General features: G+C 60.6%; 22 protein-coding genes. 13 read left to right on the top strand and 9 right to left on the bottom strand.

The annotated features are described in order from the left end of the window. Window position 1 precedes the first annotated feature (1 nt). Together FY152_19785 and FY152_19780 are read right to left on the bottom strand one after the other, a co-directional pair. Window positions 2-724 (bottom strand): response regulator transcription factor, encoded by a 723-nt coding sequence (locus FY152_19785; GenBank protein UXS34375.1) that lies wholly within the window; start codon window positions 722-724, stop codon window positions 2-4. A gap of 1 nt (window position 725) precedes the next feature. Continuing rightward, a complete protein-coding gene (locus tag FY152_19780; protein UXS34374.1) occupies window positions 726-1,961 on the bottom strand; it encodes a GAF domain-containing sensor histidine kinase in 1,236 nt (411 codons plus the stop codon). Window positions 1,962-2,265: 304 nt separating this feature from the next. On the opposite strand from FY152_19780, the gene FY152_19775 reads away from it, so the two are divergent. From FY152_19775 to recX, 6 genes are all read left to right on the top strand, one after another. After that, entirely contained in the window at window positions 2,266-3,282 is a 1,017-nt protein-coding gene (locus FY152_19775) for an ABC transporter substrate-binding protein (protein ID UXS34373.1), read from the top strand. 99 nt (window positions 3,283-3,381) lie between these two features. Continuing rightward, a complete protein-coding gene (locus tag FY152_19770) occupies window positions 3,382-4,845 on the top strand; it encodes a sugar ABC transporter ATP-binding protein (protein ID UXS34372.1) in 1,464 nt (487 codons plus the stop codon). After that, complete coding sequence (locus FY152_19765; protein ID UXS34371.1) at window positions 4,842-5,783, top strand: ABC transporter permease; 942 nt, start codon at window positions 4,842-4,844, stop codon at window positions 5,781-5,783. Before FY152_19770 ends, FY152_19765 begins: the two co-directional genes overlap by 4 nt. Beyond that, entirely contained in the window at window positions 5,780-6,727 is a 948-nt protein-coding gene (locus tag FY152_19760; protein ID UXS34370.1) for an ABC transporter permease, read from the top strand. The genes FY152_19765 and FY152_19760 overlap by 4 nt, the downstream gene beginning before the upstream one ends. A 35-nt stretch (window positions 6,728-6,762) precedes the next feature. After that, entirely contained in the window at window positions 6,763-7,683 is a 921-nt protein-coding gene (locus tag FY152_19755; GenBank protein ID UXS34369.1) for an SMP-30/gluconolactonase/LRE family protein, read from the top strand. Between the two features lie 71 nt (window positions 7,684-7,754). Beyond that, window positions 7,755-8,345, top strand: coding sequence for a recombination regulator RecX (recX, locus tag FY152_19750; protein ID UXS34368.1), 591 nt, complete (start codon window positions 7,755-7,757; stop codon window positions 8,343-8,345). 3 nt (window positions 8,346-8,348) lie between these two features. Here recX and FY152_19745 read toward each other — a convergent pair whose 3' ends face one another. The 6 genes from FY152_19745 to FY152_19720 all read right to left on the bottom strand — a co-directional run bounded on the left by FY152_19745 (window position 8,349) and on the right by FY152_19720 (window position 15,490). Further along, window positions 8,349-8,756: a cytochrome c family protein gene (locus tag FY152_19745; GenBank protein UXS34367.1), complete on the bottom strand. Its 408-nt coding sequence runs from the start codon at window positions 8,754-8,756 to the stop codon at window positions 8,349-8,351. Window positions 8,757-8,845: 89 nt separating this feature from the next. Continuing rightward, complete coding sequence (locus FY152_19740; GenBank protein ID UXS34366.1) at window positions 8,846-9,373, bottom strand: DUF992 domain-containing protein; 528 nt, start codon at window positions 9,371-9,373, stop codon at window positions 8,846-8,848. Window positions 9,374-9,621: 248 nt separating this feature from the next. Then, window positions 9,622-10,431 (bottom strand): ATP-binding cassette domain-containing protein, encoded by an 810-nt coding sequence (locus FY152_19735; protein UXS34365.1) that lies wholly within the window; start codon window positions 10,429-10,431, stop codon window positions 9,622-9,624. A 34-nt stretch (window positions 10,432-10,465) separates the two neighbouring features. After that, window positions 10,466-12,430 carry a Fe(3+)-hydroxamate ABC transporter permease FhuB gene (gene fhuB, locus FY152_19730; GenBank protein ID UXS34364.1) on the bottom strand — a complete coding sequence of 655 codons (1,965 nt, stop codon included), beginning with the start codon at window positions 12,428-12,430 and terminating at the stop codon, window positions 10,466-10,468. Next, on the bottom strand, window positions 12,427-13,329 hold the full coding sequence (locus FY152_19725) for an iron-siderophore ABC transporter substrate-binding protein (GenBank protein UXS34363.1): 903 nt from the start codon (window positions 13,327-13,329) through the stop codon (window positions 12,427-12,429). Before FY152_19725 ends, fhuB begins: the two co-directional genes overlap by 4 nt. Window positions 13,330-13,357: 28 nt before the next feature. Continuing rightward, window positions 13,358-15,490: a TonB-dependent siderophore receptor gene (locus tag FY152_19720; GenBank protein ID UXS34362.1), complete on the bottom strand. Its 2,133-nt coding sequence runs from the start codon at window positions 15,488-15,490 to the stop codon at window positions 13,358-13,360. Between the two features lie 190 nt (window positions 15,491-15,680). Here FY152_19720 and FY152_19715 point away from each other — a divergent pair, with 190 nt between their 5' ends. The 5 genes from FY152_19715 to FY152_19695 all read left to right on the top strand — a co-directional run bounded on the left by FY152_19715 (window position 15,681) and on the right by FY152_19695 (window position 21,054). Then, complete coding sequence (locus tag FY152_19715; GenBank protein UXS34361.1) at window positions 15,681-16,592, top strand: LysR family transcriptional regulator; 912 nt, start codon at window positions 15,681-15,683, stop codon at window positions 16,590-16,592. A 260-nt stretch (window positions 16,593-16,852) separates the two neighbouring features. Next, on the top strand, window positions 16,853-17,116 hold the full coding sequence (locus FY152_19710) for a hypothetical protein (GenBank protein UXS34360.1): 264 nt from the start codon (window positions 16,853-16,855) through the stop codon (window positions 17,114-17,116). 191 nt (window positions 17,117-17,307) lie between these two features. Next, window positions 17,308-18,975 carry a phosphoethanolamine transferase gene (locus FY152_19705; protein UXS35121.1) on the top strand — a complete coding sequence of 556 codons (1,668 nt, stop codon included), beginning with the start codon at window positions 17,308-17,310 and terminating at the stop codon, window positions 18,973-18,975. A gap of 65 nt (window positions 18,976-19,040) precedes the next feature. Further along, window positions 19,041-19,694, top strand: coding sequence for a response regulator transcription factor (locus FY152_19700; GenBank protein ID UXS34359.1), 654 nt, complete (start codon window positions 19,041-19,043; stop codon window positions 19,692-19,694). A gap of 22 nt (window positions 19,695-19,716) precedes the next feature. Next, window positions 19,717-21,054 (top strand): HAMP domain-containing histidine kinase, encoded by a 1,338-nt coding sequence (locus FY152_19695; GenBank protein UXS34358.1) that lies wholly within the window; start codon window positions 19,717-19,719, stop codon window positions 21,052-21,054. A 63-nt stretch (window positions 21,055-21,117) separates the two neighbouring features. On the opposite strand, the gene FY152_19690 is transcribed toward FY152_19695, so the two are convergent. Next, the gene (locus tag FY152_19690) at window positions 21,118-22,422 is read right to left on the bottom strand and encodes an MFS transporter (GenBank protein UXS35120.1); all 1,305 of its coding nucleotides are present in this window, start codon (window positions 22,420-22,422) and stop codon (window positions 21,118-21,120) included. Between the two features lie 68 nt (window positions 22,423-22,490). Between FY152_19690 and FY152_19685 the strand changes: the two genes are divergently transcribed. Both FY152_19685 and FY152_19680 read left to right on the top strand, forming a co-directional pair. Next, a complete protein-coding gene (locus FY152_19685) occupies window positions 22,491-22,718 on the top strand; it encodes a hypothetical protein (protein ID UXS34357.1) in 228 nt (75 codons plus the stop codon). After that, a complete protein-coding gene (locus FY152_19680; protein ID UXS34356.1) occupies window positions 22,715-23,830 on the top strand; it encodes a DUF1612 and helix-turn-helix domain-containing protein in 1,116 nt (371 codons plus the stop codon). The genes FY152_19685 and FY152_19680 overlap by 4 nt, the downstream gene beginning before the upstream one ends. The last annotated feature ends 145 nt before the right edge of the window (window positions 23,831-23,975 follow it).

Raw genomic sequence — 23,975 nt, 5'->3', positions numbered from 1 at the left:
ATCAGCGGCTGCCGGCCCATTCCGCCAGCTCCCGCTCGGCCCTTTCCAGCGCGCTGTAATTCAACAGCTTGCGCAGGAAAGCGACGGTAACGGCGCGGGTTCTGAGATTATACCGGCCTTCTGCCTCGTCATCGCCGGCGGCCTGATGCACGTTCAGCTTCTCATAGAGGCTTTGCAGCCGATTCTGTACGCTGCGCAGCGACAGATTGCGGCGGCGCGCAATCGCCTTGTCGGTCAACCCGAGCGCGACGTCTACAAGGATTTCATATTCGGAATCGGTAAAGCCATGGGCCTTGCCGAGGCTCTTTTCCTGCAGGCCGCGCACTTCCCGGTCGATCACGCATTGCGCCTCGATGAAGATGCTGCGCAGCGCCAGCCGCAGACGGTCATCGGAGGCCGATTTCAGCACGTAACCATAGGCGGCCCCTTCCGGCACGATGCGGGAAACACCGCGCACATAAGCCTCGTCGGAATAGTTGGACCAGAACAGGATGCGGGTATCGGGCCTTTCCTTCCAGATGGTGCGCGCCGCCTCGATGCCGTTGCGCTCGTTCATCTGCAAATCCATGACGATATGGGCGGCGCGATTTTCGCGCGCGAGCTTCTCGCCGGTTCTTCCGTTTGCCGCCTCCAGAACCTTGTCGCATTCCGGCAGCGCGGCTCTTACCGCCTCGTTCAGATAGGCCCGGTGCAGCGCATCGTCCTCGACGATCAGCACGTCCATGTCACAACTCCTCCCGCCGGTCGAAAGCACCTGCCGGCAACGTCACCGTGATGCGGGTTCCCGCTCCCGTGCCATTGCCGCCAATATCGAATCTCGCCGAAATCAGCCGCGCCCGCGTCTTCATATTGCCGATGCCGAGGCCGCCGGAGGCCCCGCCTTCGCCGCCGCCGCTGCCGTCATCGCTGACCGTCACCCGCAAGCCGCCGTCGATTGCGGTCAGTTTCACGGCAATCGCTTCGGGCTGCGCATGGCGAATGGCATTGTTCACCGCCTCCTGCACGATGCGGAACAGCGAGATGGCCACCGTCTTGTCCAGCCTTTCCACCAGCCCGTCCGTCTCATCCGTCACCGACCAGTCAATTGCAGACCCGCTATCGCGCACGGAGCGGTCCACATAGGTCTCGATGGCCTCAACGACGCCGAACAATTGCAGGATCGAAGGTTTCGCCTCCTCGATGATCTCGCGCAGATCCTGCATGCAATGCTGCAGGCTGCGCACCACCGGCTCCAGCATCTCGCCTGACAGGTCGGGGGTATGGCTCATGCGCTCGATGCGCCGCGCCAGCCGCGTCAGGTCCGCCAGCGTCTGGTCGTGCAGATCCATGCCGATGCGCTGCCGTTCGGCCTCCAGCGCCTCGGTCAATTGCAGCGCGCCGAGCCGCAACCCCTCCTCACGGGCATTGGCGCGCGCTTCCTCGATGGCGGAGCGTTTGGCCTGCTCGGCGGCGCGGATGGCGTAGAAATAGGGCGCCAGCAAATCGGCGACCGCGCGGGCATTCGCCACATCCTCCATCGTATAGGCGTCCGACTGGTGGGAGGAGCAACTCAGCGCGCCGATAATGTCGCCATGCACCTTCATCGGCACATGCAGGCGACTATGCAGGTTGAGTTCGATGATCGGGCTTGAAAACGACCCTTCGAAATGAAAGCGCGGATCGGCGCAGGCGTCGCCGCTCAGGAGGTATTCCACCTCGCCTGACAGCAGCGAACGGATCGGGCTGCCGGTCAGAAGGGCGGGCGGGAGCCTGCTCCAGGCACTGGCCAGACCGCTTTCATAGGCGATGTGATATTTGTCATCCAGCTGCTTGATGCAGACATCCATATGGTCATGCGGGATAATGTGGCTGATCTCGGTGGCGACCGCCTGGATGATGGCATTAAATTCGAGCTGCCCGGCAAGCAGCCGCGAAATGCCCATATAATGATGAAAAAGAGCGCTTTTCGGCGTATCCAGCATGTGCGGACGCCCTCCCAAGCGCCTGCCTTCGACCATCGCGGCGAAGCTTCAACCCCTAGGGCGCCGCATCATCCATTCTGCGCCCGGCAGTGGCGTTTCGTCCTGCGGGTTCCCGCATGCTTTCTGCGGAAACCCGCAGGAAGATTGCCGCGATCCGCCTATACAAGCCAAATCTTCTTGGTCATTCTCGCTTCTACTGGGGAAAGGAGCTCCAGTGCAAAGGAATTCCACCTGCCGCCGAGGAGATTTGCGGCGTGCGAGGATTCCGGGCTCGAAAAGGGCAAGCCACGAGGGAGGAAATCAAATGGCTTTCAGGAAGATGCTTCTGGCATCGGCCGCTGTCGCATGCGCAGCTTTGCCGATCACCGCTCATGCCGATACGTCGGCCAAAAAAATCGCGCTTTCAAACAATTATGCCGGTAATTCCTGGCGTCAGGCAATGCTGACGAGCTGGGACAAGATCACCAAGCAGGCGGTTGCAGACAAGCAGGTCGCCGCCGCTGACGCCTTCACGACTGCCGAAAACCAGGCGACCGAACAGGCCGCGCAGATCCAGAACCTCATTCTTCAGGGTTACGACGCCATCGTCATCAATGCCGCTTCGCCGACCGCGCTTAACGGCGCGGTGAAGGAAGCCTGCGATGCCGGCATCACCGTCGTATCCTTCGACGGCATCGTAACCGAGCCCTGTGCGTGGCGCATCGCGGTCGATTTCAAGGCGATGGGCGAAAGCCAGATCGACTATCTCGCCAAGGCCATGCCGAAGGGTGGAAACCTGCTCGAAATTCGCGGCCTTGCGGGTGTTTCGGTGGATGATGAGATCCACGCCGGCATCGCCGCGGGCGTTGCCAAGAACCCGCAGTTCAAGATCGTCGGTTCCGTCAATGGCGACTGGGCGCAGGATGTGGCGCAGCGCGCCGTCGCCGGCATCCTGCCGAGCCTTCCGGAAGTCGCGGCCGTCGTGACGCAGGGCGGCGACGGTTACGGCGCGGCACAGGCTTTTGCCGCCGCCAAGCGCCCGACACCCACCATCGTCATGGGCAACCGCGAAGACGAGCTGCAATGGTGGAAGCAGCAGAAGGACGCAAGCGGTTACGAGACCATGTCCGTCTCCATCGCTCCCGGCGTCTCGACGCTGGCTTTCTGGGTGGCGCAGCAAATCCTCGACGGCAAGGATGTGAAGAAGGACCTGACCGTGCCCTTCCTGCGCATCGATCAGGCCAATCTCGAGGAAAACCTGAAGACGACCCAGAAGGGCGGCGTGGCGAATGTGGAATATTCGCAGGAAGACGCCCAGAAGGCCATCGCATCGGCCAAATAGGCCGGATCGGCCCAGAGCCTGACTATTGCGGCGCTCCCGGAACGGGCGCCGCAATAGCCACCATATTATCCGATTTTCACATCACTGGCGTAGTTGCTCATGAATGACATCATCGAGGCGGAAGAAGTCGTCGCTGCGCGCGGCGTCAAGGTCGTGTTCGGCGCGGTAAGGGCGCTGGATGGGGCCGATCTCGTCATCCGCGCTGGGGAATGCCTCGGGCTCGTCGGCCATAACGGCGCGGGAAAGTCCACCATCGTCAACGTCATCAATGGCGGGCTGACGCCGCATGGGGGTTCCGTTTCCTATGGCGGCAACGAAAACCGCCACGGCATTGCCGCCGCGCGCGCGAACGGCGTTCGCTGCGTGTTTCAGGAACTGTCGCTTTGCCCGAACCTGACGATCAGCGAAAATGTCCGCATCATGCATGCCGCCACGGGTGGGCGAAACTGGCGCGACCGTGCGCTGACGACGATCCGCCAGACACTGGATGAAATTTTCCCCGGCCACGGCATCGATTGCGAGCTGACCATCGCCGAACTTTCCATCGCCGAACGGCAGATGGTGGAAATCGCCATCAATTTCTGCCGCATACCGCACGCGCCGAGACTGGTGATCCTCGATGAACCCACCTCTTCGCTGGATGCCGGTCTCGCCGAGCAACTGATGGATTATGTCCGCCGTTTCGTGCGTGAGGGCGGCTCGGTTCTGCTGATCTCGCATATTCTCGGCGAAATTCTTTCGACGGCCACCCGTATCGTGGTGATGAAGGATGGCCGGGTGGTTGCCGACCGGAAGGCAGCCGACTTCACCACCCGCTCGCTGGTTGAGGCCATGGGCAGCGTCGTCAAGGAACAGGACAGGCGGCGGGGTGAAAGCCGCAAGGCAGGCGAGAAGGTGCTTTCCATGCCGGCACGCCGGGGCGAAGGCCTTGCCTTCGAAGCCTTTCGCGGCGAGATCGTCGGCCTTGCCGGTCTCGGCGGCCATGGCCAGACCGAAGCGCTTCTCGATCTTTATCTTGCCCGCAACAATAGCTGGCTGCCCGCGCGCAAGACCGATCTCGCCTTCGTGGCGGGCGACCGCAGCCTGAACGGCACTTTTCCGCTGTGGAGCATCCTCAAAAACCTGTCCATCGCCTCGCTCAGGGATATTTCAGCCGCAGGGATGGTGGACAGGGGCAGGGAAACCGAGCTTGGGGCGCAATGGAAAAAGCGTATCGAAATCCGCACGCCCGACATGGGCAACAAGATCCTTTCGCTTTCCGGCGGCAACCAGCAGAAGGTGCTTTTCGCCCGCGCGCTCGCCACCACCGCCAGCACCGTTTTGATGGACGACCCGATGCGCGGCGTCGATATCGGCACCAAACAGGAGGTCTATGACATCTTGAGAACCGAAGCCTCCCACGGCCGCACCTTCATCTGGTACTCCACCGAAATGGACGAAATCCGTCTCTGCGACCGGGTCTATGTGTTCCGCGACGGCGCCATCCAGGCGGAACTCGTCGGCGACGATATTACCGAGCAGAATGTGCTGGCGGCCTCCTTTGCCGGAGAAGACCACGCATGAAACTCTCGGCAAACGCGCTCCGCCTCATCATTCCCGCCGCCTCGCTCGCCTTCCTGCTCGCCGCCGTCTTCTACATGCAGCCGCGCGCCATGAGCTATACCGGCATGAACCTGCTGTTCAATCTGGCGGTGCCGATTGCGCTCGCCACCATTGCGCAGATGCTGATCATGTCGGTCAACGATCTCGATCTGTCGATGGGCACCTTCGTCAGTTTCTGCGCCTGTGTGACCGCCACTTTCCTGCAAACCACGCCGATCCTCGGCATTGCGATCTTTGCCGGTGCGATTGCGGTTTACGCATTGCTGGGCGCCATCATCCATATCCGCGCCCTGCCCTCCATCGTCGTCACGCTCGGCATGAGCTTCGTCTGGGGCGGTCTCGCCGTTCTCATTCTCCCCTCGCCCGGCGGCCAGGCCCCCGCCTTCATCCGAGCGCTGATGACGGCAAAACCGCCTTTCGTGCCGATCGCCATCGTCGCCAGCATCGTGATCGCGGTCGTCGCCCACTACATCGTCATGCGCTCTTCCTTCGGCGTGCTGATGCGCGGGGTCGGCGGCAATTTCCGTTCGGTCGAGCGCTCCGGCTGGTCGGTCGTCGGCATCCGCGCCGCCACCTTTGCGCTGGCCGGTTTCTTCGCGGTGCTGTCCGGTATCGCCCTTGTCGGGCTGACGACATCGGCCGACGCCAACATCGCGCTGCGCTACACGCTGCTCTCGATTGCCGGTGTCATCCTCGGCGGCGGCGAATTCGTCGGCGGAAGGGTATCGCCTATCGGCGCGGTCATCGGCGCACTGACGCTGACGCTCGCCGGTTCGTTCCTCTCCTTCATGCGCATTTCACCCGACTGGCAGATCGGCGCGCAGGGGGCGATCCTCATCATCGTGCTGGCGCTGCGCATTCTGCTCAACCGTCTTGAAAAGCGGGAGAAAAACCAATGAACGGGCTCTCTTCCCTCACCAGAAAACCATGGATCTGGTCTTTTGCCGCAACGATTGCGGTCTGGATCGTCACCGTGCTCTTCACCGGCGGCGCAAGCTCCTTCGGCCTGTCGCATGCCGCCCTCACCTTCGCGGCCTTTTCGGTCATCGTCGGCATTGGCCAGATGTTCGTCATCACGCTCGGGCCGGGCAATATCGACCTCTGCGTTCCCGCCACGATGACGCTGTCAGGCACGCTGGCCTTGAAATTCATGGATGTGTCCGACGGTCTCATCCTGCCCGGACTGCTGATCGCCATTCTGATCGGCATCGCCATCGGCATCGGCAATTATGCGCTGATCAAGCTCCTGCGCATCCCGCCGATCATCGCGACGCTCTCCATGAGCTTCATCGTGCAGTCCATCGCCATCTGGTCGAACCGCGGCCTGCGCATCAAGCCGCCGGAAACATTGGCCACATTCGCCACGTCAAGTTTCTTCGGCATTCCGAACGTCGCCCTCGTGGCCCTGCTGCTGTCCGTCATCGCCTGGCTGCTGCTCGACCGCTCGTTTTACGGTCGCTGGATTTCCGCCATCGGCCAGAGCACCTTCGCCGCTCGCATGACCGGTATTCCCGTGGACGGCGCACGTTTCGTCACCTATGTGCTCTGCGCGGTGCTGGCGGCGATTGCCGGTTATCTGCTCGCCAGCTTTTCCGGCGGGGCGGCGCTCAATATGGGCTCGGAATATCTGCTGATGTCCATCGCCGTCGTCGTCATCGGAGGAACGGCGGTGGCGGGCGGCGATTCCAACGTTCCCGGCATATGGGGGGCATCGCTCTTCATGTTCCTGGTGGTGTCGATGCTGAACACCTATGGTTTCGGCGCCGGCATCCGCCTCATCCTCACCGGCCTCATCATCATCTCCGTCATTCTTCTGGCAAGCGGCCCCAAGGCCACGCGCTGACCCCATAACGACAAGCCCCCAAGCGGACCACGCTCATGACCACAGACACGACCTCCCCTTACGAAATCCACGATGACCGCTTCCGCCATCTGATCGTCGGCAATGCCGAACTGGAAGAGCTTTATTCCGGCTGCCGCTGGGCCGAAGGCCCGGTGTGGTTTGCCGATCTGAACTGCCTGCTGTTCAGCGATATTCCCAATCAGCGCATGCTGCGCTGGGTGCCGGATGGCGGAATCTCGGTGTTCCGCGAACCCTCCAACTTCACCAATGGCAATACCCGCGACAGGCAGGGACGGCTCGTTTCCTGCGAACATGGCGGGCGCCGCGTCACCCGTACCGAAGTGGACGGCTCGATCACGGTTCTCGCCGACAGCTACGGCGGCAAGCGGCTGAACTCACCCAATGACGTGGTGGTCAAATCCGATGGCAGCGTCTGGTTCACTGACCCGACCTACGGCATTCTTTCCGATTACGAGGGGTACAAGGCCGAGCCGGAACAGAAGACGCGCAATGTCTACCGGCTCGATCCCGCAACGGGAGAGGTTACGATCGCCATCGACGACTTCATGCAGCCGAACGGGCTTGCCTTTTCGCCTGATGAAACAAAGCTCTACGTCGCCGACAGTTCCTACAGCCACGATGTCTCCCGCCCCCGCCATATCCGCGTCTTCGATGTGGTGGATGGCGTAAAGCTCACCAACGGCCGGGAATTCTGCAACCTCGACAATGGCCTGCCGGACGGCTTCCGTCTGGATACTGCCGGCAACCTGTGGACCAGCGCCGGCGACGGCATTCACTGCTTTTCCCCCGAAGGAGCGCTCCTCGGTAAGATCAAGGTGCCGCAGACGGTCGCGAACCTCACCTTCGGCGGCCCGAAAAAGAACCGCCTGTTCATCACCGCGACGAAATCGCTTTACTCGGTCTATGTCGCCGCAACCGGCGCGCAAACACCTTGAGCTACTGAAAACCGGAGGAAACGGGACGGGAAGGAACTGGCAAGACGGGTTCACCGCGCTATAAAAGCGGAATGAACGACGATTCCAGCCCCTTCCTGACCGACGATATGGCCGTGGACGGCGACGCGCCGGCCATTGAACCCACCAGCCGCATGCTGTCCTGGGCGCGCAATTCCGCTCTTTACCGGCTGGAACAGCGCATGATGACGGAAAAGCAGCTGCGCGACGCCATCATGCGCAAGGCGCGGGAAAAATTCGAGGATATCAGCCCGGCACAGGTGAAGGCGCTTGGCGAATTTGCCGTGACCTTCGCTTATGGCATCAAGGCGCTCGACGACACCGCCTATGCGGAAATCGCCGTGCGGAGTGGCCAGCGCAGCGGCAAGTCGAAACGCGGGCTCGCGCAGAAACTTCAGGCCAAGGGCATCGCACGGGAAACGGCCGCCGTTGCGCTTGAAGAGACCGATGATCTGGTCGCAGCCGTCATCTTCGCCCGCAAGCGCGCCTTCGGGCCGTTTCGTCGTGTCGAACTGGACGAGAAGCGCAAGGCCAAGGAATTCTCCGCCTTCGCCCGCAATGGCTTCAGCTTCGAGATCGGCGCGAAAGTCATGGCGATGACCTTCGAAGAAGCGGAAGAGGTTATCGCTGAAGCACCGCTCTGACCGCTATTGCGGCATGGGGTGCGTTTTCAGATAGGCGATCAGATCCGCAATATCCGTCTCGCTCCAGAGTCCAAAAAAACGCATCGCATTTCCCGGTATCGCCTTCTTCGGGCTGGCGATGAATTTTTGCAGTTCATCCTCCGACCACACCCGGCCAGCCGCACCGGCATCTTTCAGCGCCTGCGAATAATGACCGTAATCGGCCACGGAAGCCATCGGCCTGCCGACGACACCCATCAGATGCGGGCCCATGCGAGTGCGCGGGGTGTCGACACTGTGACAGGTGGAACAGCGGCTGAAGACCTTTTCCCCATGGGCCGCATCGCCCTCGGCAAAAGCGGCTGTCGCAAGAAGGAAAGAACAGGCGGTGACCGCCGCGACACTTTTGAATGTGGAAATCATGATCCGCATAATACAACGCCCTCTTCGTCTGACAACGAAGAGGGCGTGTTTAGACATGCGACAGAATGCCCGGCGCAATACACCGGGCATCTCGCTGATCAGTTCATGGCCGTCAGCGTCACCGAGGTGCCGGTGGCGGCAAGGTTGAGGCCAACCTGACCCGTCACGCTGACCGTCTGCAGCTGGATGGAGCCGGACGTGCCGCCAACGAGAACGTTGGTGCCGACGCCGAGACCGACGGTGACTTCAGCCGTTGCGCCCTGATAAAGGCCGCCGAGCGAGCCGCGGTGGTAACCAGCCGTCGGGGCGAAAACAGCCCAGACCAGACGGCCCTGCGTGGTGAAGCCAAGGTCGACGCCCATCTTGCGGATCGCGCCGGTGTAATGGTCGGTGCGGCGAGCGCCCAGCGTAGACTGGAAGGTGCAATCCAGTTCCTTGGCCGAGCCGATCACGTAACCGACGCCACCACCGATATCGCAGGTAAGGTAACCGATCTTGACGCCGTTGCGGTCGTCCTGCTCCTGCGGAGCCGGTTCATATCTTGCAAGGTCGGCAGCAAGTGCGGAAACGGTTCCGCCGAAGCCCATCGTCAATGCGGCAAAAGTTACGGCAACAGCCTTTTTCATCTGATTTTCTCCTGTTTCATTCCTACCCGCAGCAGCCCTTCTTGCCCTCTCCGGATATTGAATTCCGCACTGTTAACGTTTGTTCCCCAGAATCGATCCAAAACAACTTAATTGGATGCAAGGAAAGCAAAACAGTTAACAATGTCTATTGGCGGTAGGATGCCATTAAGACATTGTTAGGGCGAAAAATGCCGGGAGAATTACTGTCAACAGCAGGCTTTTCCGCGCGTTGTTTTGCTGCAACAAGCTTAAAGCGGCAAAGCGACGGGAAGGCCGGTTGCGGCATGGGTCATGACATCCATGCGCACACCATAAATCCGCTCCAGCGTCTCCGGCGTCATGATCTCTTCAGGCGTTCCCCTTGCAATCAGATTTCCGGAATGGAGCGCGACGATCTCGTCGCAGAACCGCGCCGCCATGTTGACATCATGCAGCACCACGATGACGCCGAGACCCTTTTCCCGCGACAGTCTCTGCACCAGGGAGAGAACCTCGAGCTGGTGCGCCATGTCGAGCGCCGAAATGGGCTCGTCCAGAAGCAGGCTTTCAGCGTTCTGGGCAACCAGCATTGCCAGCCATACGCGCTGGCGCTCACCGCCTGAAAGCGTGTCCACCAGCCGGTCCCTGAAGGCCACCGTATCGGTCAGCTCGATGGCCTCGTCCACCTTGTCCTGATCCGCCCGGGTGAACTGGCCAAGCGCGCCATGCCAGGGGTAGCGGCCAAGTGCCACCAGTTCCTTGGCCAGCATGCCGGAGGCGGCCGGCGTATATTGCGGCAGATAGGCCAGCTTTCGCGCAAATTCGCGATTGCCCCAGTTTCCGAGCGCCTTTCCCTCAAATGAGACGCTACCCGCCGTCGGCTCCTGAATGCGTGCGAGAATCTTGAGCAGCGTGGATTTTCCGGAACCGTTATGGCCGATCAGGCCGATCGTCTTGCCGGTCGGAAAGCTTGCCGTCAGAGGATGCAGCAATGTCCTGCCCGGCACCTCCATCGTCACTTTTTCCAGTGAAAAAAGCGGGATATCGTCATAATTGACGGCAAGTGCAGCCTGACCCATGGTTCTCATCTCCGTAAATCGCTCAAAGACAACATCAGCGCCTGCCTGAAAGCCAGATCAGGTAGGGCGCACCGGCAAGAGCCGCAAAAAGGCCGAGCGGCAGTTCATAAGGAAAGGTCATGGTCCTCGCCCCGAGGTCTGAAAGCGCCATCAGCACCGCGCCGAACAGGAACGAGGCGAGCAGATGGTCGCGCGGCGTGGTGAAACCCGCACGAAGCGCAATATGCGGCGCCATCAACCCGACGAAACTCAGGGGACCAACCAGCAGCGAGGCAGCCCCCGTGGCAATGCCTGCCACCGCAATGACGGCGATGCGCGCAGCACCAAGCGGCAGACCGAGCGAGAGCGGCACATCCCTGCCGAGCGGCAGGATCGTCAGCCAGCGCGTCACCGAAAGCGCACCCGCAAGCAGCACGATGGAAAGCACCCCAAGAAAGATCGCCGAAACGGGCGTCGCCGTTGAACCCGAGCCGCTGAGCCAGGCGAGAATTTGCCAGGCGCGCTGGTCGCCAATGGCAAGCAGCGCCGAGAGCACCGCCGAGCAAAGCGAACTGATGGCGATGCCGGCGAGCAGTATTTTTTCTGGTGCCAGATGCCGGCGCACCGAAAAGAACAGCACGAGGATCATGACCACGGCCGAGCCGATGCCGGCGCCAACGAACAGTTCGAAAAGACCGGCCGCCGGAAAAATCGTGATGGCGGCGGCAAAACCGAGGCCTGCACCGCCGCTGACGCCGATCACCTCCGGGCTTGCCATGGGATTGCCGGTGAGCCGCTGGAGCAGCGCACCCGCCATGGCCAGAAGACCGCCAGCGGCCATGGCAGCCACCAGCCGCGGCCAGCGGAACGGCAGCAGGCTTTGCAGATCACCGGCCTTCAGCACCGTCCAGCCATCAGGCCCCTTGCCAATGGCAATCGCCGCAAAAACCAGCCCCGCCATGACGACAAGCATTGGCAGCAGCGCCGCGAGCCGGCGTCTTATCGCAAGCTCGACACCTTCGCCGCGATGCACATCGGTCGGCCGGATTTTGGGAAGCAGCCACAGAAGCAGCGGCCCGCCGATCAGGGCCGTCACCGCACCAGTCGGGAAAACCTCGGCCGTCGTGCTCGCCAGAAGCTGCACGAGACCGTCGCAGAACCAGAGCAGCAGACCGCCCAGAAGCGGCGAAACAAACAGCACGGAAGATGCTCGCCGCACGCCAAGCGCCCGGGTGAGCGCCGGCGCGGCAAGGCCGATGAAGCTGACAAGGCCAACCGCCGCGGCAACGAAAGCAGCCAGCATGACTGCGACGGCCGCGACCGCCAGCCGGATCGAAAACAGCGACACACCAAGCGATCGCGCACCGGAATCGCCAAGGCCAAGAACCGTGAGCGGCCTTATCAGCAATCCGGTGAGAACCAGGCCCAGGAAAAGTTGGACGGCAAGCAGAAAGGCGTTCGACCAGTCCTGCTGGCTGAGCGAACCGCCGTTCCAGACGACCAGCGACATCAGATATTCACCCTGCGCAAGCGTCAGGGCTGCAGAGGCTGAGGCAGCGGTGATGCCGACCAGCAACCCGGACACCACCATGGTCACCGGCTCGAAGGATCGCCGCCAACCGAGAAGAAATACCACACCCGCCGCGACGGCAGCGCCTGTCAGGGCCACCAAAGCACGGTTACCATCCAGCACCGAAGGAAAAAACAGGGTTGCGGTGACGATTGCCAGTTGAGCGCCGGCAGAGATGCCGAGGGTGGAGGGATCGGCGATCGGATTGCGCAGCAATTGCTGGAAAAGCGCACCCGACAACCCCAGCATCGCCCCCGCCAGAATGGCGACGGCCACACGCGGCATCAGGCTGAAGGCGAAAATCACCTGATCCATCGACATGGACGTGGCGTCAAACGGCAAAGCCGGCCATGCGCCAAGAGGCAGCCGCAGCAACCCGGCATGCAGGGAAAGCCCCAGGGCCAGAACAAAGACCAGCCCGAAAAGAAACTGGAGAGGCCGCGCCGTCACAATGCTTCCCCCCGTATCGTCAGAGCCTCGGTCAGAAGCCGTGCGAAACGCATGCCGGCGGTGATGCCGCCATAGGGGCTGACATTGCCGAGCGTGACCACGCGATTTTCCCGCACGGCAGGCAGCGCGCGCCAGATGGCGCTGTTGCGCAGGCTCTCGCGGGCCTCGACCGGAATATCGGAAACGATGACGATGCGCGCATCGGGCGAGCCCGCGAGATTTTCGAGCGGGACAGGGGCGGCGAAGGTGAATTGCGAACGATCCGCCCAGGCATTGGTGAGACCCAGCCTGCCAAGAATATCACCGAACATGCTGTCTTTACCGAAGGCACGAAAATGCCGGGCGTCGCCAATGTTGATCACATAGGTCGGCCGCGTAGCGAAGGCTTCGAGGCGCACGCGCATGGCTTGCAGCGCCTGGTTTGTCTCGTCCAGAACCTTTCGCGCTTCCTCAGTCCTGCCGAGCTTTTCGCCAAGGGACGAGACTGCGGCAAGCGCCTTTGCGAATGGCGGCTCGCCCTTCACGTAAAAGGGCAGCGAAAACACCGGCGCTATGGCTTCCAGCCTGCCGGTGTAACGCGTGTAGAAAGGCGAGATGAGAATGAGGTCCGGCCGGGTCAGTTGCAGCAACTCGAAATTCGGCGCACCGCGCAGGCCGAGATCGGCAACGGCGTCGGGAATCTCCGGCTCGACCGCGCCGACGCGGAACTGGATGAGCTCGGTCGCAGCCACCGGCATGACGCCGAGCGCAACGGATGTTTCCAACATGGCCCAGTCGATGGCGGCGATGCGTGGCGTCGCCGCCGCCCGCGCCTTGCCGGCAAGAGCCGAAGCGGCGAGCAGCACCAAAAACTCCCGCCTCCCCCAAAGGGGGGACATCCATCGATCCTTACGCGTCATGCCCCTGCTGCTTCACTTTGATATGGCGTCACCAACGATAGGTCAGCTTGCCCATAACGGTTCTGCCGTCACCGTAATAGCATCCGAAAGTGGAGCAACTAGAAATATATTCTTTATCAGTCAAGTTTTGCACGAGAAGCGAGGCACGGTAGCCGTTCTTCTCGTAGTGCACGCCGAGATCGAGCAGGGCCAGCCCCTTCATCTCGAAGGCATTGGCCGCATCGCCATAGCGCTTTCCGACATAACGGACGCCGCCGCCAATGCCGAAGCCCTCAAGCGCCGTATCCTCCGCGAAGGTGTAATCGAGCCAGAGGCTTGCGGCGTGCCGGGGGGCATTGTCGAGTTCTTTGCCATTATTGACTCGTCCTGCGACTTCACTGTCCATGTAGGTATAGGCTGCCCGCAGATCGAGCCTGTCGGTCAGGCTTGCGACGCCTTCCAGTTCGAGGCCTTTCACATGCGCCTCATCCATCTGCTGCGTCACGCCGCCGACAGTCGTTGTCACGTTCTTCTGCTTCAGATCATAAATTGCGGCCGAGAAGAAACCGTCGAATCCATCAGGCTGATATTTGACGCCGGCTTCCCATTGTTCGCCGGTGGTCGGCTTCGGCGCATCGCCGACAGCCGGCTGCGGCACCGGCTCGAACGAAGTCGCGTAGCTGACATAGGGCGCGATGCCGCCCTCAAAGAGATAGCTGACGCCGACGCGGCCGGTCAGCTTGTGGTCGTCCTTGTCCAGCGATCGATAGGTCGTTCCGTTGAAGGTGGTGCCGCTGGTGCTTGCCCAATCCTGCCGCAGGCCGGCAGTGACCCGCCAGTTTTCGTAGGAAATCTCATCCTGCGCATAAAGGCCGATCTGGGAAATGTCGGTTTTCACATCGGCATAAAGCGTGCGCGAGGTCAGGCTGATCGGGCCGCCATAGACCGGATTGACGGGATCAAGCGGCGTCGCAGCCCAGAATTCGGTTTTTACGTTATTGTCGAAATAGCGATAATCCAGTCCGACAAGCAGAGTATGATCAACCGGGCCTGTCGAGAAATCGGCCTGGAGGCTGTTGTCGATATTGAAAGTGTTCAGCAATTCGTCCTGGAAGGTCGCATTGCGGCGGATGAGATTGCCGATCATGCCGCTATTGGTCGATGACATGCCAAGCGCGCGGTAGGACCAGTCGAAATTGGAATAACGCGCATTCTGCCGGAAGGTGAAGGTCTCGTCGAAACGATGCTCGAATTCGTAACCTATATTGGTGAACTTGCGGTTTGACGTATCGAAAGACGGATCACCGACATAAAAGCTGCGGTCCAGCATATTGCCCGGCCGGGAAAAGGTGAGTGCTGGCGGAAGGCCGGACGGCGAGCTCGGATTGTCGTGCTGATAGGAAGCAAGGACCGTCAGCTTCGTATCCTCATCAGGCTGCCATGTGAGCGCCGGCGCGATGAAATAACGGTCGTTCTGCAGATTGTCCGTCTGCGCATGGGCATTGCGGGCAACCCCGGTCAGGCGATAGGCAAGGCTGTCGCTATCCGCAACCGGCCCGCCAATATCGAACATTGACTGGTAATAATCGAAGCTGCCGATCTGCGCGCCCACTTCGCCGAAACGCTCGAAGGTCGGCCGCTTGCTGATAAGATTGATGAGGCCGCCGGGGTTGCCCTGGCCATAAAGCACCGAAGCCGGCCCGCGAATAACCTCCACACGTTCCAGACCATAGACCTCATAGGACGGCGCCCCTGCCGTGCGCATCAGTCGAAGGCCATTGAGAAACTGCAGCTGGTTTCCCGCAAATCCGCGAATGCGCGGCGCATCGAAACGCGGATCGGAACCCGAAGGCTGCGCGACGACGCCGGGAACATAATTCAGCGCCTCGCTGAGATTGCGGACGTTCTGTGCATCCATCTGGTCTTTGGTAATGACGGAAACTGACTGCGGCGTCTCGATCAGGGACCGTCCCGTCTTGGTGGCACTGGCGCTGGTTTTCGCCACATAGCCCTTTACGGGGGCTTTGGGGTCCTGTTTTCCAACGCCCTCCACGGTGATCCTCTGCAGCACCGTCGTGCCGGCTTCCTGCGCGAAGGCAGCACCGGAGGACAAAAACGCCACATAGGCTATGGCGGCGCAACCGCCCGCCAGAATGGAAATGTGTTTGGTCTTTCCCTGCACCGCCAAAACCCTTTATCAACCCGCGCCGCCATCAAGGCGGATATTTTTCTGGAGAATTTAACTCATCTTATTACGCAAGGTGCAGATTGTGATCCAATAAGCGCAGGCGGTTTTTTTCAGAAGTATTGATTATGAAAATACCGACAGATAATAGCTTGGAATTATTCAAATCTGCTAAAAAGGCCATGCCATGGGCAGGAAACCGGCAAGCCGGGCTGAAACATTCGAATTGCGACACCTGCGCTATTTCACCGTGCTGGTGGATGAGCGCAATTTCGAGCGGGCCGCCGCCCGCCTCGGCATTGCCCAGCCGGGACTTAGCCAGCAGATCATGGCGCTTGAGGACATTGTCGGCATGCCGCTCTTGGACCGGACGCGCCGCTCGGTGAAGCTGACCACGCCCGGCCAGCTTCTCTACGAAGACGCCCGGAAAATTCTTGCCAATGCCGAAGCGACGCTTGCGGCGCTGAAGCGTGTCGACCGTGGTGAAACCGGCCGCATCTCCATCGGTTATGTTGCCTCGGCCGCTTATTCCGGCCTGCTCATCCGGTCGATCTCCAGTTTCCGCGCCTCTCATCCCGATGTGGAGCTGCAGCTCATCGAAATGGAGATGCGACTGCAACTGGCCAAGATCGCCGACGGCAATCTCGATTTCGCCTTCATCCGTCCACCGGCGCCCATCCCGGAAGGTGTTGCCGCCCATGTGGTCCTGCGTGAGCCGTTGATGGCCGCCCTGCCGGAAAATCATCCGCTGGCCTTTGCGCTCCAGATCGATCTCAAGAACCTCGCCGCAGAAAACTTCATCACCCCGCGACAGCCGCCGGATGTCGGCTTTCACTACAATACGATAGAAGCCTGCAACGAAGCCGGATTCCAGCCTTCCATCAGCCCGGAAGGCCGGGACTACACCACCATAGCCAGCATGGTGGCTATCGGCCTCGGCGTCGCGCTGGTGCCGCGCTCGCTCGATTGCCTTCGGCTTCCGGGGGTGCGTTACGTACCGCTTGCGGCAAGTTCTGCAACCTCTGACCTCGCAATCGCTCACCGGAAAACGGAAGCCTCTCCGGCCGTCAGGGCCTTTATTCTCCATGCCCGGAACTGAGGCGGGGGCCTCCGCCCGGATGGGAACGCCGAGCCATTTGGAACGATTCCGTGGACGAAAAATCCGTCACAGGCCATCTGGCGGATTTGGTGACCATAGGGCCATTGCAGCCAAACGCATGTGAACACACAAACAATATCCGCTTCCCCGGACAAGACGGCGCAGTCTTCGCATCCGGTGCGACATCCAACGTCCCCGTTTGTCCCCTCCCGCCCGCAAGGCCGTATATTCACGGCAGGTTTGTTTTACGGGAGACAGCAATGGCTGAAATTTACACACACTATGCCGCCGGCCTGGAATCGCCGGCGTCCAACGGTTTCGACATCGTTCCGGACGATGCCAACCCGCTTCCCTCTCCCACACGCGCGATTTATGTCGGCAATGGCGGGCAGCTCTGCCTCACTCTGCTTTCCGGGGCGACCGTGACCTTCCAGAACCTGCCCGCAGGCAGCCTGCTGCCGGTTCGGGCCACACGCGTATTTTCAACGCGCACCACCGCAACGGGCATCATCGGACTGAATTAGGTGGTATCATGCCGTCGTCTGAGCATCGGTTTGAATAGCACCGGGTGCCACGGCATTATGTGACACTTTCATGACAAAGCTTTCAGGTTGATGTCAGCTAAATGACGCATCCGCCATCAATCGGCCCATGCGGCAGCCTGAAGACGGGTGCTTCCACACGTTCCTTGCTGCCGCCGGCATATATGGATCTGGTGGAACTGACAGTGGCTCTTTTTACGGCGAAAGCGACAGGAACTGAAACATATCGTCCGGAAATCGGCAGCGTGCCGCTCAGCCTGCTGACGGGGGTCTATCTGCTGTTTTTCACCAACCAGACATTCTGGTCGAAGGTCCATACCTATCTTTCCGCCTATCCGGTCGCGATCGTCTCGCTTTATGTTGCGATGGCCGCACTTTTCGGCGCCCTCATCACGATTTTTTCCGCCAAATACCTCATCAAGCCGTTCCTGATCTTCCTCGTCTTCGCAGCGGCGGCGGCCTCCTGGTTCATTGACCGTTACGGCATCGTCATTGACAGCGACATGATCCGCAACGCCGTGGAAACGACACCGGCGGAAGCCGGCAATCTGATGACCCCCGGCCTGTTCTGGCATCTCGCCATCTTCGGGCTGGTGCCATCGCTCGTCATCGTATTTGTCCGCGTCAGGCATCGTCCGATCCTCGACAAGCTCCTGTGGAACACCATCAGCATTCTCATCTGCCTCGGCGTCGCCGGCATCATCAGCTTTGCAAATTCCAAGACGTTCACCACCGCCATCCGCCAGCACAAGGACATCGTCAAAAGCGTCAACCCATTGTCGCCGATCATGTCCACCGTCCACTATTTCACGCAGGCCGGAAAGGAAGCCGACATACAGGTCAGCGCCATCGGCAAGGATGCGAAGGTTCTTCCCGCAATTGGCGGCGTCCATAAGCCGCGCATCACCGTCATCGTGGCCGGTGAGACCGCCCGCGCCTCGAATTTTTCGCTCAACGGTTATGGGCGGGACACCAATCCGGAACTCGCCAAACGCAATGTGATCTATTTCCCGAGCACTACCAGCTGCGGCACCGCAACGGCTATTTCCATTCCCTGCATGTTCTCGAAGTTCCCGCGTTCGGAGTACAGCCACAACAAGGCGCTCGCCAATGAAAACGTCATGGATGTTCTCGTCCATGCCGGCATCGGTGCGACATGGTTGGACAACAATACCGGCAGCAAGAATGTCGCTGACCGCATTCCCTATTTCGACCTGCCCTCCACCAATGACAGCCGCTTCTGCACCGGCGGAGAATGCCGCGACGACATCTTCTTCGACAAGCTCGATGCCTGGCTCAACAATGTCACGAAGGACAGCGTCATCGTGCTGCACCAGATGGGCAGCCACGGGCCGACCTATTATCTTCGCTACACCGACGAATTCCGGAAATTCACCCCCGACTGCCGGACGGCGGAACTTGGCAACTGCACCGACGCCGAAATCGTCAACTCCTACGACAACACGCTTCTCTATACGGACCATTTCCTGTCGACTGTGATCGACAAGCTGAAGGCACGCTCCGACAAGCTCGCAACCGGCATGATCTATGCGTCCGACCACGGCGAGTCGCTCGGTGAAAACGGCGTCTATCTGCACGGCGCGCCCTATCTCCTGGCGCCTGACCAGCAGACCCATGTGCCTTTCCTGGTCTGGTTCGACGACGATTTCGCCAAATCCATGGGGCTGGACAAAGCCTGCCTGGCGAAAAGCGCGGCCAAGGGCGGACGCTCCCACGACAATTATTTCCACAGCATCCTCGGCATGATGAACGTCTCCACCTCCGTTTACGATCCCTCGCTGGACGTGTTCGGTGGCTGCACGCAGCGCCAGAACAGCTGAACACACAGTGCTTGACGCCTATCCCGTGAAAGCGATACGCAGGACGACGCGATAAAGGAGCTGTCTTGCGGGTTCTGCTTGTTGAAGACGATCATGTTCTGGGAGAAGCGCTGAGAGACCACGTTGCGGCGGCGGGCCACGCCGTGGACTGGTTCAAGACGCTGGGCGACGCCATGGCGGCGACGCGGACCATGGCCTATGGCCTGATCCTGCTCGACATGCGCCTACCCGACGGCGAGGGCATCACCCTGTTGCAAGGCCTGCGCAACCGCGACGATGCGACACCGGTGATCATTCTGACGGCCCACGACCAGGTTTCCGACCGGATTGCCGGACTGAACGCCGGCGCCGACGACTATCTGGTCAAGCCCTTCGACCTCAACGAACTTTCGGCGCGCATGCTGGCGGTCTCGCGCCGTTATGAAGGTCGCTCGGCCCCGGTCATCCGCCTGCCCGGCATCGAAATCAACCAGGTGGCGCGCAATATCACCGTCGACGGAACGGCGCAGACGCTCAGCGCCCGGGAATGGGCCGTTCTCGAAAAACTGGTCGAGTATCCCGGCGCCGTCGTCTCGAAAGCGCAACTGCACGACACGCTCTACGAATTCGGCGCGGAAATAGAAAGCAACACGGTCGAGGTCTATATCAGCCGGCTGCGCAAGAAAATCGGCCATGACCGCGTCGAGACCGTACGCGGCGTCGGCTACACCATCAGATAGTCAGAATTACAAGCAGGCAGACATGGCCAGACCGACCAGCATGACCCGCAAGCTCGTGACGGCGCTGACCAGCGTAGTTGCCATATCCTGGCTTCTTGCCTGCGGGCTGGGCGTCATGGTGATGCAGGACGAGTTCGCCGAGATTTTCGATGCCGGCGTGCAGGAGACAGCCGAAAGGCTGCTGCCGCTTCTGGCCGACGACCTCAGGGAAAACAACACGGCCCCCGCCTCGCGAAAGCTCAACCCCTCGGCGGAAGGTGCCGAATATCTCACCTATCAGGTGCGCGACCGGGAAGGACAGGTCGTGCTGCATTCGCATGATAGTTCGACGGAGCCTTTCGAGGTCTCGCTCGAACCCGGCTTTTCCGAAACGGCCACGCAGCGCATCTATACGGTGGCAACGCCGGACGGGGAATATTTCCTTCAGGTCGCCGATGCCTTTGCCAACCGGCGCGAGGCGATAGAAGAAGCCGGCAGCGCGCTTTTGCTGCCCGTCCTCATCCTCATCCCCGCCAGCATCTTCGCCGTCATCGTCGTCGTGCGCAGAACCCTGCAGCCGATACAGACCCTTCGCGACGAGATCGGCAGAAAGGACGGCGGCAATCTTGCACCGCTGCAAACCCAGCCTTTTCCGGCCGAACTCCATCCCATCGCCCGCTCCGTCAATCTGCTGCTCGGACGGCTGCGATCGGCAATCGAGGCGGAACGGGAGTTTACCGCCAACAGCGCCCATGAATTGCGCACGCCCATTGCCGGAGCGCTGGCGCAGGCGCAGCGGCTGCGTGCCGATATTCCACCGGAACTTGCCCCGCGCGTGGAAAATATCGAAAAATCCCTGCAGCACCTCGGCCATCTTGCTGAAAAACTGCTTCAGATGTCACGTGCCGAAGCAAGGATCGGCGTGACCGATACCACGAGCGATCTTATCCCCGTGCTCGAACTCGTCATCGACGACATGAGCAGGACGGCGATCGGCACATCCCGCATCCGCTTCACCAATCGCTGCGAAGGCGGCATGAATTGCAAGATCGGCGCGGATGGCTTCGGCATCATCATCCGCAACCTTCTGGAAAACGCCCTGATCCACAGCCCGGCGGGAAGCCCGGTACAGATATTCGCCGAAGAGAACGGGACAATCCGCGTCATCAATTCCGGACCGGCAATCGACAGGGCGCTCCTGCCGAAACTGACGACACGTTTTGCCCGAGGTCCGACCAAAGCGGATGGCACCGGGCTTGGCCTTGCCATCGTCAAGAGCCTGGTGGAGCAAACGGGCGGAGAGCTGGTGCTCTCCTCTCCGGCACCGGGCAGACAGGACGGGTTCGAAGCCCGCATCGTTCTTCCGGTCGAAGCCGCCTGAATGCGCTGAAAACAAAAAGCCCCGCCAGGGTGGCGGGGCTTTGTTTCGTCTGGATTGGAGGGCTCAATCCTCGTGGATATGGCTGTGATCGCGCGTATCGCGCATCTTCACATAAACCACCAGCGACAGCGCGATCATGATCGTCACATACCAGAAGAACCAGTTTTCATGGCCGATCTGCTTGAATTTCAGGGCCACGAATTCTGCCGTTCCGCCGAATATGGTGTTTGCCAGCGCATATGGCAGAGCCACACCGAGTGCGCGGATATGGGCGGGGAACATCTCCGCCTTTACCACCGCATTGATGGAAGTGTAGCCGGTAACGATCAACAGGCCGACCAGAACGAGGGCGAAAGCCATGATCGGATCGGTGGTCGTCGCCAGCGTGCTGAAGATGACATAGGTAAACAGCGTGCCGAGAATGCCAAAACCCACCATCAGCGGCTTGCGGCCGATCTTATCCGACAGCGCACCGGCAATCGGCTGGCACAACATGAAGACAAAGAGCGCCGCCGTCGTGATTTCGGTCGCACTTTCCTTGCTGAAGCCGGACGTGTTGACGAGGAATTTCTGCAGATAGGTCGTGTAGGCGTAAAAGGCGAGCGTGCCGCCCGACGTCAGCGCCATGACCATCAGCGCCTCCCTCGGATAGTGCTTGAACAGCGCCCATCCGCTGGATTTCGGCTTGTCCGCCTCACCCGCCTTGGCATTTTCGAAAGACTGCGTCTCGACAAGGCCACGACGGATATAAAACACGGCAATCGCAAGAAGGCCGCCGATGAAGAAAGGAATACGCCAGCCCCAGGAACCCAGCTGTTCCGGCGTCAGAACTCGCTGCAGCACCAGAAGCACCGCCAGCGCCAGAAGCTGGCCGGAGATCAGCGTCACATACTGGAAGCTGGAGAAGAAGCCGCGGCGGTTCTTGCCGGCCATTTCGCTGAGATAGGTTGCGCTGGCGCCATATTCACCACCGACGCTGATGCCCTGCAGAAGGCGGGCGAAAACCAGAATGGCCGGTGCGGCAATGCCGATCGTTTCATGGCCGGGCGTGATCGCGATCAGCAGCGAGCCGAGACACATCAGTGTGACGGACAGGGTCAGGCCCGCCTTGCGGCCCTTGCGGTCAGCATAGGTTCCCATGAACCATGCCCCGATGGGCCGCATCAGAAATCCGACGGCAAAAACGGCAGCTGCGCTCAACAATTCTGCGGTCTGGTTTCCGGAAGGGAAAAACACCGGCGCGAAATAAAGGGTGAAGGCCGAATAGACGTACCAGTCGTACCACTCAACGAGATTGCCCGCCGATCCGCCGATAATGGATTTCAAACGGGTTTTCTGATCCGGCGCGGTGGCAGGACCATTTGCCATAATATTCACGGGTTGACTCCAATTCATCTTCGTCTGGAGATGGAAGGGCGAACGGAAGGTGTGATAATTTGTCGCTCTTGGTGGGGGTATATACCCCTCATGTTGCAATGCGCAAGCTTATGCCGCATCGCAATATAATTGATAAAGCGGCGGTGAAGGCCTCAATGACGGTGATTTTGGCTTCCCTGCGCCGCGACAGCCGGCATGATCCCGGCACCGAAGCCGCGAGAAGCAAAAATCCATCGTCGCAATCCGCCTTGTCACCCGTGCGTGCTCAAACTAAAAAATATCAATGATTTACGATATGTCCGACGTCCAGATTGAAAAGCTTCTCATACCCGCTGCCCGCGCGGGCGAAGCGCTGGCGCGGCTGGACGAGCGGATCAGCCGGTCGCCAATGAAACATGGCTTTATCGAAAGGCAAGATTTTGCCGATGCGATCTCATCCATGTGGGTGGATGGCGAACTCGTGCATATGGAAGATCTGGTTTTGCATGATGCCCATATGGACGTGCGGGTGCCGACGCACGAGATGACGGCGGCGCACCGGATATTGCGGTCAAGGCGATTGATTTTTTCCAATGCGCCGGGCTGGGCCTTCACGGCGCAGGGCCTTTCCCGCCTGCGTGGCAAGACGGCAATTGCAGCCGATGAGGCAGTATTTACCCCTGGGCCCACGGGTCATTCCAGCAACGAGGAGACGGAAACAGATGGTGAAACACCGCTGGACGGGGCTTTTTCCGAGCTGGACGCGCTTCTGGCTCGAAGCGCCGCAACACTGAGCGCCATTACCGCCGGCACGACGCTCGCGCCCCTTCAACATCGGGAGGAGACCAATCCGATGGTCAACGATCCCGACTGGGACGAGGAGGAACGGCTGGCGGAATGGCGGCAGGTTCATGGCCAGACGGAGGAGCTGCCCGCGATCCTGCGGACCGCAATCATGCTGGATGCCTGGAACATGATAGAGGTCCTGCAGCGCAGCCCGTGGCTCGGCAGGCTTCTGGCCGCTGCATTTCTGCGCGACGGGGCTGTCGCTCCCGATCATCTGCCGGCGCTCAGCACCGGCCTTCGCGCCGTTCCACGCGAGCGCCGGCATGCCAGAAACCAGACGCAACGCCTCCTCGCCCTTCTGGACAGCTTTCATGAAGCAGCACTCGCCAGCATGAAGGAACATGACAGGCTGACCCACGCAAGGGAGCGCATGCTGCGCAAGCTGGCCGGCCGGCGCTCCTCCTCCCGCCTGCCTGAGCTGGTGGAGCTCGTGGTCTCCCGGCCGGTGGTCTCGGCGGCGATGATTGTCAGGGAACTCGGAACCACACCACAGGGTGCTATCGGGCTCGCCAATCAGCTGGAATTGCGCGAGGTAACGGGCCGTGGCCGGTTCCGCGCCTGGGGAATGCTGTAGCACTCATTGCTCTGACACGGCACGGCGGTGACCGGAAAATTACGTTTCATCTGCCCATTTTCGCCACGGAAAAATGCCGCAGGAATGCGGCGATCACGAATCTTAACAAAATTTAACTATTGCGTAGGTGGACGAAGCGTCTATG

The sequence above is a fragment of the Agrobacterium tumefaciens genome (assembly GCA_025560025.1).
In the GTDB taxonomy this organism is placed as follows: domain Bacteria; phylum Pseudomonadota; class Alphaproteobacteria; order Rhizobiales; family Rhizobiaceae; genus Agrobacterium.
The sequence above is the reverse complement of the archived record's forward strand: the minus strand, read 5'-3'. Positions and strand labels throughout refer to the sequence as shown.

Bases quoted from the DNA above. Each gene is read 5' to 3' on its own strand.
- FY152_19780 (UXS34374.1), bottom strand. From the start codon at position 1,961: ATGCTGGATACGCCGAAAAGCGCTCTTTTTCATCATTATATGGGCATT.
- FY152_19770 (UXS34372.1), top strand. From the start codon at position 3,382: ATGAATGACATCATCGAGGCGGAAGAAGTCGTCGCTGCGCGCGGCGTC.
- FY152_19740 (UXS34366.1), bottom strand. From the start codon at position 9,373: ATGAAAAAGGCTGTTGCCGTAACTTTTGCCGCATTGACGATGGGCTTC.
- FY152_19710 (UXS34360.1), top strand. From the start codon at position 16,853: ATGGCTGAAATTTACACACACTATGCCGCCGGCCTGGAATCGCCGGCG.
- recX (UXS34368.1), top strand. From the start codon at position 7,755: ATGAACGACGATTCCAGCCCCTTCCTGACCGACGATATGGCCGTGGAC.
- FY152_19725 (UXS34363.1), bottom strand. From the start codon at position 13,329: ATGACGCGTAAGGATCGATGGATGTCCCCCCTTTGGGGGAGGCGGGAG.
- FY152_19735 (UXS34365.1), bottom strand. From the start codon at position 10,431: ATGGGTCAGGCTGCACTTGCCGTCAATTATGACGATATCCCGCTTTTT.
- FY152_19680 (UXS34356.1), top strand. From the start codon at position 22,715: ATGATTTACGATATGTCCGACGTCCAGATTGAAAAGCTTCTCATACCC.
- FY152_19760 (UXS34370.1), top strand. From the start codon at position 5,780: ATGAACGGGCTCTCTTCCCTCACCAGAAAACCATGGATCTGGTCTTTT.
- FY152_19690 (UXS35120.1), bottom strand. From the start codon at position 22,422: ATGGCAAATGGTCCTGCCACCGCGCCGGATCAGAAAACCCGTTTGAAA.
- FY152_19785 (UXS34375.1), bottom strand. From the start codon at position 724: ATGGACGTGCTGATCGTCGAGGACGATGCGCTGCACCGGGCCTATCTG.
- FY152_19745 (UXS34367.1), bottom strand. From the start codon at position 8,756: ATGCGGATCATGATTTCCACATTCAAAAGTGTCGCGGCGGTCACCGCC.
- FY152_19715 (UXS34361.1), top strand. From the start codon at position 15,681: ATGGGCAGGAAACCGGCAAGCCGGGCTGAAACATTCGAATTGCGACAC.
- FY152_19695 (UXS34358.1), top strand. From the start codon at position 19,717: ATGGCCAGACCGACCAGCATGACCCGCAAGCTCGTGACGGCGCTGACC.
- FY152_19765 (UXS34371.1), top strand. From the start codon at position 4,842: ATGAAACTCTCGGCAAACGCGCTCCGCCTCATCATTCCCGCCGCCTCG.
- FY152_19755 (UXS34369.1), top strand. From the start codon at position 6,763: ATGACCACAGACACGACCTCCCCTTACGAAATCCACGATGACCGCTTC.
- FY152_19775 (UXS34373.1), top strand. From the start codon at position 2,266: ATGGCTTTCAGGAAGATGCTTCTGGCATCGGCCGCTGTCGCATGCGCA.